This is a genomic window from Hyphomicrobium sp. (genome assembly GCF_020852195.1).
In the GTDB taxonomy this organism is placed as follows: domain Bacteria; phylum Pseudomonadota; class Alphaproteobacteria; order Rhizobiales; family Hyphomicrobiaceae; genus Hyphomicrobium_C.
On record NZ_JADZBI010000209.1, the window covers coordinates 1 to 10,190 of the forward strand.

At 62.2% G+C, this 10,190-nt stretch carries 9 protein-coding genes; 4 read left to right on the plus strand and 5 right to left on the minus strand.

Annotation, left to right across the window (positions count from 1 at the left end; all coding sequences use genetic code 11):
* From IT540_RS17620 to IT540_RS17635, 4 genes are all read left to right on the plus strand, one after another.
* On the plus strand, positions 1 to 703 hold a 703-nt coding region (locus IT540_RS17620; RefSeq protein WP_291180877.1), incomplete at its 5' end, for a transketolase C-terminal domain-containing protein.
* A complete protein-coding gene (locus IT540_RS17625) occupies positions 688 to 921 on the plus strand; it encodes a lipoyl domain-containing protein (protein ID WP_291180878.1) in 234 nt (77 codons plus the stop codon). The genes IT540_RS17620 and IT540_RS17625, both read left to right, overlap by 16 nt.
* A gap of 20 nt (positions 922 to 941) precedes the next feature.
* Entirely contained in the window at positions 942 to 1,655 is a 714-nt protein-coding gene (locus IT540_RS17630; protein WP_291180880.1) for a 2-oxo acid dehydrogenase subunit E2, read from the plus strand.
* A 4-nt stretch (positions 1,656 to 1,659) separates the two neighbouring features.
* Positions 1,660 to 2,391 (plus strand): hypothetical protein, encoded by a 732-nt coding sequence (locus tag IT540_RS17635; RefSeq protein ID WP_291180881.1) that lies wholly within the window; start codon positions 1,660 to 1,662, stop codon positions 2,389 to 2,391.
* 8 nt (positions 2,392 to 2,399) lie between these two features.
* On the opposite strand, the gene IT540_RS17640 is transcribed toward IT540_RS17635, so the two are convergent.
* From IT540_RS17640 to IT540_RS17660, 5 genes are all read right to left on the minus strand, one after another.
* Positions 2,400 to 4,343, minus strand: coding sequence for a sigma-54-dependent Fis family transcriptional regulator (locus IT540_RS17640; RefSeq protein ID WP_291180882.1), 1,944 nt, complete (start codon positions 4,341 to 4,343; stop codon positions 2,400 to 2,402).
* Between the two features lie 389 nt (positions 4,344 to 4,732).
* Positions 4,733 to 5,269: a YbhB/YbcL family Raf kinase inhibitor-like protein gene (locus IT540_RS17645; RefSeq protein WP_291180883.1), complete on the minus strand. Its 537-nt coding sequence runs from the start codon at positions 5,267 to 5,269 to the stop codon at positions 4,733 to 4,735.
* A 40-nt stretch (positions 5,270 to 5,309) separates the two neighbouring features.
* On the minus strand, positions 5,310 to 6,767 hold the full coding sequence (lpdA, locus tag IT540_RS17650) for a dihydrolipoyl dehydrogenase (RefSeq protein ID WP_291180885.1): 1,458 nt from the start codon (positions 6,765 to 6,767) through the stop codon (positions 5,310 to 5,312).
* 110 nt (positions 6,768 to 6,877) lie between these two features.
* Positions 6,878 to 8,458 (minus strand): GMC family oxidoreductase, encoded by a 1,581-nt coding sequence (locus IT540_RS17655; protein ID WP_291180887.1) that lies wholly within the window; start codon positions 8,456 to 8,458, stop codon positions 6,878 to 6,880.
* A 23-nt stretch (positions 8,459 to 8,481) separates the two neighbouring features.
* Positions 8,482 to 9,027 (minus strand): gluconate 2-dehydrogenase subunit 3 family protein, encoded by a 546-nt coding sequence (locus IT540_RS17660; RefSeq protein WP_291180888.1) that lies wholly within the window; start codon positions 9,025 to 9,027, stop codon positions 8,482 to 8,484.
* Between the last annotated feature and the right edge of the window lie 1,163 nt (positions 9,028 to 10,190).

Genomic DNA, 10,190 nt, shown 5'->3' on the forward strand with positions numbered 1-10,190 from the left:
GACGGTCAAGGTTCCGGTGGTGCTGATGACATCCACGGGCGGCGGATACTCCGACGCCGGTCAGCATTCCCAATGCCTCTACGGCACGTTCGCGCATCTGCCCGGCATGAAGGTCGTCGTGCCCAGCAACGCGTATGACGCGAAGGGGCTCATGACCACGGCCATCCGCGACGACAGCCCCGTCATCTACATGTACCATAAGGGTCTGCAGGGCATGGGATGGCTCGGTACGGAGCCTGCCGCGACGGTGAACGTTCCGGAAGAGAGCTACAGCATTCCGTTCGGCAAGGCGGCCATCGTACGCGAGGGCAAGGACGTCACCATCGTCGGCGTGGCGATGGGCGTGCACAACGCGCTCAAGGCTGCGGAAGCACTCTCGACCCAGGGCGTGAGCGCAGAGGTCGTCGACCTTAGAACTCTCGTTCCGCTCGATCGGGAAACGGTGTTCGCCTCGGTCTCGAAGACCGGCAAGCTGATCGTCGTCGACGAGGACTACCGCAGCTACGGCGTGACCGGCGAGATCATCGCAAGCATTGCCGAGCGTGATATATCCGTTCTCAAGGCGGCGCCTCAGCGTGTTGCCTATCCCGATATCCCCATTCCGTTTACGCGGCCAATGGAGCAGTTCGCTCTGCCGAACCCTGATAAGATCATCGAAGCCTACGAAAGAATGAAAGGACGTCGCGGATGGCGTTGGATGTAAAGATCCCAACCGATCTTTGGGAGGAAGATACTGAGGCTGCCATCACAAGCTGGCTCGTTTCGGACGGCGCGGCCGTTTCCGAAGGGCAGTTGATTGCGGAGATCATGGTCGAGAAGGTTCAGTATGAGATCCGCTCTCCCGGCGCCGGCACGATCAAGATCGGGCAGCCGGTGGAGGCTGTCGTCGCCAAGGGCGGCTCGATTGCCACAATCTCATAACTCGTCAAGGAACCGAGCTCATGAGCGCTGAAGCTCTCTCTCAAGCAGACGCGGAGATTCCCGACCGCATCATTCCGCTCGCCGGGATGAAGGGCATGATCGCGTCGAAAATGCAGGAGAGCCTTGCCACCTCCGCGCAGTTGACGCATATCGCCGAGTGCGATGTGACGGCCCTCAACACGGCCAAGGCCCGTCTTGCGGAAAGCGGGCTTAAGGCCTCGGTCGAGGACCTGCTCATTCACGCAGTCGTTGCCACGCTCAAGAAGCATCCCAACCTCAACGCGACTCTCGAGGAGAAGGCGATCCGGGTGAAGGCCGGGATCAACATCTCCTGCGCCATCGCGTTGCCCGGAGATCTCCTGGTCGCGCCGGCGATCCAAAATGCGGATCGCTTGTCGCTCCAGCAGAGGATCGAGGCCCGGCGGGATATCGTGGAGCGCGCGCGTGCCAACAAGCTTTCGGTCAAGGAGATGACGGCGGGCACGTTCACCATCTCCAACATCGGCTTGTCTCGCGTGCGCTACTTCACGCCGATCCTGAACATGCCTCAGGTCGCGATCCTGGGCGTCGGCGAGACCGCGCTGCGTCCGTGGGTGGTCGGGGAGGGGAGAATCGAGCCACGCCCGATTATGGGGCTCTCGCTGACGTTCGACCACCGTGCCGTCAATGGCGCGCCCGCCGCAACCTTCCTCACGGATCTTTGCCAGGCCATCGAACAGTTCCAACTCGAGTAGTGTCGTGCCGGCTGGGGTCACGGCAACGGTAACGGCAGCGGCGGAGCGAGTTCCGCTGCTGCAGTTCGCCGCGGCACAGGAGCTGGAGCGACGGCTGCTCGCGGCGGCGGCCGCGCGTGGGAGCGGCTGTAGCTGGGCGGTCTGGAGAACGCATCAATCGCTCGTCGTCCCGTCGCAGACTACGAACGCCGCGAACTTCCACATTGCATCGCTCGACATGTCGCTGCGGGGGTGGCCTGTGTATGTGCGCGACACCGGGGGCGACGTCACACCGCAATCTCCGGGCACCATCAACGCGTCGGCGGCGTTCGTCGTCCCGCGCACGCCGGATCTCAGTATCCGCGCCACCTACCAGAGTTTCTGCGCGCCTCTCCTGACGTTCCTCGGCACGCTCGGAATCGAAGCGTACCTTTCAAGCGTGCGCGGCGCCTTCTGTGACGGCGCGTTCAACATCGTCGTCGATGGCCGGAAGCTTGCCGGTACGGCGCAGCGGTGGCGGTTGACGCAGACATCGGATGGCAGCCCCGGGGTGGCCGTGCTGGCGCACGCCGCCATTCTCGCTGACCCGGACATCGAGCTCAGCATCGCCGCAACGAACCGGTTCTACCGCCTCTGTGGAGAGGATCGCGAAGTCGATCCCGGCCGCCATACCTCGCTCGTCACGCTTCTTGGCTCGTCGCAGGCGGGCGCCGAGCGGCTCTCCCAAAGCTTGAGGGATTTTCTCGAGCGGGAGTAGGGTGGCGGTCAGTCCTGCTGGTTCGGCGAGACGATGCCGTACTTGCGGATCTTCCTGTGCAAGGTCGCTCGACTGATGCCGAGGTCATGCGCCGCGGACGTGATGCACCATTTGGCGGCCCGGAGCGCCTCGATGATCTTCTCGTTCTCGATGCGCTCGTAGGCCAACTCCAATGTCGCGCTCGGCTGGCTCTGCGGAGCCGATCCTCTCGGACGGGCCGCATCCATATTGGCCGTCGGCGACCAGGTCAGCAGCTCCTCCGGAAGGTGGTCGAGCTTGATCTCGCGGTCGTTGTGAACGGACAGGACCCAACGGATCACGTTCTTCAGCTCGCGGAGATTGCCGGGCCAATCGTAGCTCCGGAAGAGGTCCTGAACCTCCGGGGACATCGTAATCTTTTCCGCGTCGCCCCCCAGCTCATCCTCGACGATCCGCTCCACCAGCTCAAGGATGTCGGATCGTTCCCTCAGGGGCGAGATGACGAGCTGCGCGCCCTTGATGCGGTAATACAAGTCGCGCCGGAAGCGTCCCGTCTCGACGAGGTGCGGCAGATCCCGGTGCGTGGCGCAGATGATCCTCACATCGACCGCGATGGGCTCGGCCGCTCCGAGCGGGGAAACCTCGCGCTCCTCGAGGACGCGAAGGAGGTGGGCTTGCAGGTCGATCGGCATGTCGCCGATCTCGTCCAGGAACAGCGTTCCACCGTTGCTGGCGGCTATGCGCCCGACGCGGCCTGCCTTCAGCCCTCCGGTGAACGTTCCGGGCGCGTAGCCGAAGAGCTCGCTCGCGAGCAGCGTCTCGGGTATGGCGGCGCAGTTGACGGCGATATAGGGCTTGCCCGCCCGATTGCTCTCGAGGTGAATCGCCTTGGCGAAGGTGTCCTTGCCGACGCCCGTCTCGCCGAGCAGGAGCAGGGAGATGTCCCGATCCAGGAGCTTCCGGCACAGGTCCACGTTGCGGCGCATTCTCGCGTCGCTGCCCGCGACACGGTCGAGCGCGAATGGCGCTGATTTTCCGGCGGATCGCGATTTCACCGACTGACTCGCAGAGGATAGGCCCAGGCGCGACTTCTTCTTGGGCAAGAAAGTCGTCACATACATGTCGGCGCCGTCCGTCCCGCTGAGCTTGACGTTATGCATCGCCAGCGGTTTCAAGTCGTCCAGGGAGACACGCCAGAGGTCCTGGATCTGCAGTCCGCCCAGATCGGCGAGCTCGGCCACGCCGAGGAAGGACAACGCCTCCTGCGTGGCTCCCAGCAGTCGCCCCGATTCGTCGGTGGCAATGAGCGCATTGAGCGCGAGCGGCATGGATTCGGGCTCGCGCGACAGCGCGACGATGCAACTGTTCTGATGGCATTTCCGGAACAGAGCCGTACTGATGTTCGCGGCAGCCTCGCGGACGATGTGATGCGCGAAGGAGCATTCCGAGCTGTTGGCAACCGATCGACCGGAGAAGTCCAGCACCGCCACCACGCGACCGTCGGGCGCGAAGATCGGCGCCGCGGTGCACGTGAAGCCTTTCAGGCTTTGATTGTCGTGGGCCGGTCCGGTCACCGTGATCGGTCGCCGCGACACGATGCACGTGCCGATCCCGTTCGTGCCGATCGTATTCTCGTTCCAGCGCGACCCTGTCGCGAGTCCCTCCTGCGCCAACTCGCGGCTGGCCGAGGTGTCAGCGTATCCTTGAACGACGATGCCTGTCGCATCGCTCAGCAGCAGGCAGTAGTCGGCGTCGCGCGCCACATGCCTCAGATGTGCAACGATTGCGTCGGATTCAAACAGAATCTCTTCCATCCGCGACCGCAAATCGCGGATGTTCTGGTCGGTGACACGTTCGACATCCCGACGCATACTCGGCTCGAGGCCGTACTCCTGAACACAACGGTTCCAGGATGCCTGAATAATGTCGCTGCCGCCCGATTGTCCGGCGAACCGAATCGGATTCTGGGTCATTGCCAGAGATCTCTAGTGATTGTTCTTTAAGCGTTTCCTGATGTAACCTTGCCACTAGTCATGTGGACAAGCAAGGCGTGTTTGCCCCGAAAGGGCAACATTAAGAATAAGCCTCCGCTATGCTCCGTCCTCGGAGACGCGGGACCATCTCCTACTTAAGTCTATCCAGCTAACGCTGCGCTTGAGACGCGACTTGTCCAAGGCGGATTGCCGGGGATCGACGACGGCGCTGAATCGAATCAGCCATGCGCTGATCTCGATTTGATAATAGCCGGGCAGCCCCACTGAGCCCACGGAACGGATGCCGACTTGCAGCATCGTCGATGCGTATTTCCCACCCCTCTTTCGAGGTGCGGGAAATACGGTCATTCTCGTTCTGCCGCGCTGTATTACTCGCGCGGGCCCCCGAACCCGCTGAGCTCGCCCTTCGCCAGCGTGTTCTGATAGATGAAGAAGCCCGTGAGGGCTGCGGTCGCGCTCTTGTCGACCTCCAGCTTCGGCGCTTTCAGCGCGTGAACCGTGAACGTGTAGCGGTGCTTTCGACCCTTGGGCGGGCACGGTCCGAAGAAGCCGGGTTTTCCAAGATCGGTATTGCCTTCGACCGCCCCCGCCGGCAATTGGCCTCCTTTGATCGCCGTGACGTCAGCGGGGATGTCGTAGATGACCCAGTGCCAGAATCCGCTGCCGGTCGGCGCGTCGTGATCGTAGAACGTGATTGCGTAGCTTGCTGTCCCTTCCGGTCCTTTGCTCCACTCCAGATCCGGCAGCTTGTTGCCGCCGCTGCATCCAAACTCATTCCAGAAGTGGTCATTGCTGATCGGAGCGCCTTCCTCGAAGGTCGGGCTCTTCAGCTCGAGCGTGTTCTCCGCGCCGCTCGACGCACCGCACACAAGGCTGCCAACCGCCAAGAGTGCCCCTGCCAGCATTACAGTCCTTGCTCTCACCACTGTGCCTCTCCATCGACTGCTAGATGTGGATCGCCTGGCTCACGGCAGCCAGGACGCTTTCGTGCATCATCTCCGACAAGGTCGGGTGCGGGAAGATCGTCGCGCTCAAGTCGTGCTGCGTGGCGCCGCACTGGATCGCGATGACAAAACCTTGAATGAGCTCCGTGACCTCCGCACCGCACAGATGTGCTCCGATCAGGCGCCCGTCCTTGGCGTCGAAGATGGTCTTGACCATGCCCTCAGTCTCGCCCAGGGCAATGGCCTTGCCGTTGCCTCTGAACGGGAAGCGGCCGACGAGGATATCGATCCCAGCTTCCCGCGCGCGTGCCTCGGTCAAGCCGACGCTAGCGATCTGAGGGTGACAATACGTGCAGCCCGGAATTCTGTCCCTCGAGATCGTATGGGCGGGGCGCCCTGCAATCGCTTCGATGCAGGCCACGCCTTCATGCTCCGCCTTGTGGGCCAGCATCGGCGGGCCAGCCACATCGCCGATGGCGTAGATGCCGTCGACATTCGTCCGGCCGAAGGCGCCCGTCGCGATGGTGCCGTTCCTCAGCTCGACGCCGAGACTTTCGAGGCCGAGGTTCTCCGTGTTGCCGACGACGCCCACAGCCGAGAGGAGGCGTTCGGCCGAGATCTCCTGTGAGGCGTTGTTGTGGACCACTGTCGCGCGCACGCCGCCCGGCTCTTTGGCGACAGCAACGACACGTGCATCGGTCAGGACTTTGATCCCGGCCTTCTCGAACTGCTTGCGGGCAAGCGCGGCGATCTCGGCATCCTCGGCCGGAAGAATCTGCGGAAGCACCTCGAGCACGGTGACATCGACGCCGAGCGTCCGGTAGAAGCTCGCAAACTCGATACCGATAGCGCCAGATCCGACAACGATCAGGGATTGCGGAATCGACGGCGGGTTCATGGCCTCGAAGTAGGTCCAGATGCGGTCGCCGTCGGGCTCCACGCCGGGAAGGACGCGCGGACGGGCGCCGGTGGCGACGATGATGTGGCGGGCCTGATACGCTCCGGGGCCTATCACCGCCTTCGGGGGAGCGTGCTGGGGCAACACGGCCGGCTTTTCCGTGGCGCGGACCGCGACTTCTCCCGGTACAGTGACGCCCGGCGCGCGCGTGATGGTCGCCTCGCCCCAGATGACATCCACCTTGTTCTTCTTGAGCAGGAAGCCGACGCCGGTGTTCAACTGGGCGGAGATCGCGCGGGAGCGCTGGATGACGGCACCCGGCTCATAGCCAAGGCCATCGGCCTTGAGGCCAAAGTCCTTAGCACGGGATGCGAGATGGAACACCTCGGCGGTGCGCAACAGTGCCTTGGTTGGAATGCAGCCCCAGTTCAAGCAGATGCCGCCCAGGTGCTCCCGCTCGACGAGCGCGCATTTGAGGCCGAGCTGCGCGCCGCGTATGGCGGTTACGTAGCCGCCAGGCCCCGCACCGATGACAATCACGTCGTAAATTGTGTTGTTCATTGCTTTCCTTCGTGGTCGCGATCACTAGCCCGCAGACAGCCGGCGCGCTGCCCCTCATCGAGGAGCAGCGCGCATGCAGAGCGGGGCCGCGGTGGATCGGAGCGTCAGGCTCAGACGTTCCCGCGCTTCATCTCTTCAGCGAGGTACTCCGCCTGACGGATCGTCAGCGCGACGATCGTGAGCGTCGGGTTCGGAGAGCCGCTGCTCGAGAACTGACTTCCGTCAGATACAAAGAGGTTCTTGATGTCGTGCGATTGCCCCCATTTGTTCAGCACGCCATCGCGCGGCTTTTCGCTCATGCGGTTGGTGCCCATGTTGTGGCTCGCAGGATAGGCCGGAAGGTTGTAAATCTCCGTCGATCCGAGCGAGTTGTAGATTTTCTCCATCTGCTGATAGGCGTGGATGCGCATGTTGGTGTCGTTCGGGTGGTCGGTCTTGTAGACGACTGGCGCCGGCAGCCCGTACTGATCCTTTTCGGTCGGATGCAGCGCGATGCGGTTCTGCTCCTGAGGAAGATCCTCGCCGCAGATCCATACGCCCGACATGTACTTGTATTTCTCAAGCGCACCGGACACCTTCCGCCCCCAGCCCGTCGGCCCGGGAACGAGGAACGCGGACAGGAAGCCCAGTCCGAGGGCCAGCTTCTCGATCGTATAGCCGGCGACGAAACCCCGCTTGGGGTCGTTGTGCGCCTCGTCGCGGACGATGCCGGCCACGGCCGTGCCGCGGTTCATGTGAACCTCGCCCGGCATGACGGCGTAAACGCCTGCCGTCATGTGCGTCATGTAGTTCCTGCCGACCTGTCCCGACGAGTTGGCAAGGCCGTCCGGGAACATGTTCGAGGCAGAGTTCAGCAAGAGGCGCGGCGACTCGATGGAGTTGCCCGCTACGCAAACCACGCGGGCCTTTTGCCTCTGCTGCTTACCATCGGCGTCCGCATACACGACGCCGGTCACCTTCCCGGACTTGTCGTGCTCGATCGTCAGCACCATGCAGTTGGTGCGGATCTCGCAGTTGCCGGTTTCCACGGCCTTGGGCAGCTCGGTGTACAGCGTCGACCACTTCGCACCGAGCTTGCATCCCTGCATGCAGAAGCCGATCTGCTGGCAAGCCGGACGGCCGTCCCTGTCGACCGAGTTGATCGACATCGGGCCCGCGATCATTTTCGTGTAGCCGATGCGGCGGGCGCCTTCAGCGAGCACCTTGAAGTCCGCGCTCCACGGCAGGTGGGGCATTCCCGTCACGTCGCCGGTCGTGCCCATCTTCAGCTCGGCCTTGTCGTAGTAAGGCTCGAGCTCCGCCAATGTGATCGGCCAATCGATAACGTTGGCTCCGACGACCTCGCCGTTGGTCGTCTTCATCTTGAACTCGTGCTCCTGGAAGCGGATAGACACGCCGGCCCAGTGCACCGTCGAGCCGCCGAGACCCTTCACGATCCAGGCGGGTAGGCCCGGATGGTTCACCGCCCCGTGCCAGCCGCCGGCGGAGAATCGCTTGTCGAGCCATGAGATCTTGGAGAACATGGCCCATTCGTCGTTCTCGATGTCATCCAGGCTCAGCGTCTTGCCGGCTTCGAGAACCACGCACTTCACGCCCTTCTGGGCTAGCTCGTTGGCCATCGTGCCGCCGCCTGCGCCGGAGCCGACAATGACAACGAGGCTGTCGTCGTTGAGATCGAATTTCGCGCTCATTTGTTTCCCCCGAAGAGCTGGTTTCAGAACCAGTCGATTTTGTCGAAGCCTTTGTCGATGAAGCCGCCCGTCTCCCAGGAGGATCCGTCGTAACCGAACTTCGGCCACAGCTCCTTGTTATTGTAGAGGCCCATGAGAAGGCCGCCTTTGATCTTCTGGAAGAAGTCGGTGAGCTCGATCGAGCGGAGAACGCCTTCTCTTTCCTCCGGCTTGGGGATTGCGGTGTAATTCGTCTTATAGATGCGCTGTGAGCGCTCCTCGAGATCGGCGAGACCCTTGCTCAGAAGGTCCGCGACAGCCGGAGAGCCCTCAGCTTCGACGATGATGGCGTCGACGACCGCCTGGTACGGCGTATCGTCGAGGAAGCCCTCATGGGGATAGATGTCGCGGGCAAGGCGAAACAGCGTCGTCTTCTGATCCGCGCTCAGCGGCGCTGCGACGGCGTCCGGCGGCAGTGCCGGTAGCGCCAACGCGGCGGTGACGAACATCATCGATTTCAGCAGGCGCCGGCGGGTCACATCCGGACACGCCAAGGCAGACCCTCCGATCTGGAGTAGTGGATTGTACATGTCATTCCTCCCGTTGCCGCATTTCTCAGGCCCTTACACAGGCTCTTGTTGCAGCTGACGGAAAATCCGCAAATTACGTGCCAAACGATTCCGGATCGAAAATGCGATGGACAGTCAATCGGCCGCGCGCGAGATCCCTCTGCGGCGCGCGACATCCGGATTGTCCGTGAAGCACATGTCGCAAGCGCTGGCGGATTGGATCGACGCCGAGGGATGTGCTGTGGCCCGAACACTCAGCGGGGCCAGCGCCGCAGTATTGACGTTTCCGGACCAGTTTTTTGGAGGCCCAGTTTCCTTTGGGTGCGTTTTTGTCCGGCCGCGCCAATCCGGGCCGACATTGCACGGCTTGGCGAGATCCGTCGTGCATGCCCATTGCCAGGAAAAAATCCTCAGAAAAAGTTGGAATAATATTCCGGAGTGCAATTGCGAGTTTGCGGCCAGGGCGCTGTTCTGCTGCCCCATGATCGCCTCGGCCAGACGATGAGGGCCCGTTCCGACTGCCTTGCGTGGTCCCATCGCAGATCGGCGAAGCACGGCCGTGTCGCGCGACAAATGTCGCACCACTTTTCCGTTTGTCAGTATCTGTAATGGCCGGGGTGTCTTTCACGTCCTGCTCCTACCGAGATCTCCCGCTTCCAATGTTGCGCACCGGCAACGAATCATGTCGGGTCTTCAGAAAAACCCGGCTTGGTGCGGTGTTCTTTATTCTTTGATTCTATTTGTATTTCACGCATCTTTCGGGTGAAAATCAAAGCGTTTGATGCGCTGCAGCAAGTCGGGCACGCACTGTTGGTGCCGTATTGGCACAGCGCTTGCTCACAATATCCGCGACCGGATGATTGCGCCGGGATCGTCGGAGTTGGCCGATCTAAGCGGATGCCCACGGCCAACGAAGCGCAACACTACCCTTCGGCGTGGCGTGTCAAGGCGGGGGACTGGGGGTTCGAACGCTTTGGCACCTGATCGAAGGACAATAACAAGGAAACTAGAAAGATTGACTGGAAAGGGCCTAACGCGATGAATGGGGGAGTGAAAAACCAGGTTATATGCGCATTGCTTGCATCAGCCGGTTTGTGCCTTGGTTTTGATACCGCGAAAGCCGCCGATCTCGGAGGTAACTGCTGTGCGGACCTGGAGGAGCGTATCGCCGAGCTCGAGGCGAC

What these genes read in the sequence shown, in the direction of transcription:
- IT540_RS17640 (WP_291180882.1), bottom strand. Translation starts at nt 4,343, where the DNA reads ATGACCCAGAATCCGATTCGGTTCGCCGGACAATCGGGCGGCAGCGAC.
- IT540_RS17660 (WP_291180888.1), bottom strand. Translation starts at nt 9,027, where the DNA reads ATGTACAATCCACTACTCCAGATCGGAGGGTCTGCCTTGGCGTGTCCG.
- IT540_RS17630 (WP_291180880.1), top strand. Translation starts at nt 942, where the DNA reads ATGAGCGCTGAAGCTCTCTCTCAAGCAGACGCGGAGATTCCCGACCGC.
- lpdA (WP_291180885.1), bottom strand. Translation starts at nt 6,767, where the DNA reads ATGAACAACACAATTTACGACGTGATTGTCATCGGTGCGGGGCCTGGC.
- IT540_RS17625 (WP_291180878.1), top strand. Translation starts at nt 688, where the DNA reads ATGGCGTTGGATGTAAAGATCCCAACCGATCTTTGGGAGGAAGATACT.
- IT540_RS17655 (WP_291180887.1), bottom strand. Translation starts at nt 8,458, where the DNA reads ATGAGCGCGAAATTCGATCTCAACGACGACAGCCTCGTTGTCATTGTC.
- IT540_RS17645 (WP_291180883.1), bottom strand. Translation starts at nt 5,269, where the DNA reads ATGCTGGCAGGGGCACTCTTGGCGGTTGGCAGCCTTGTGTGCGGTGCG.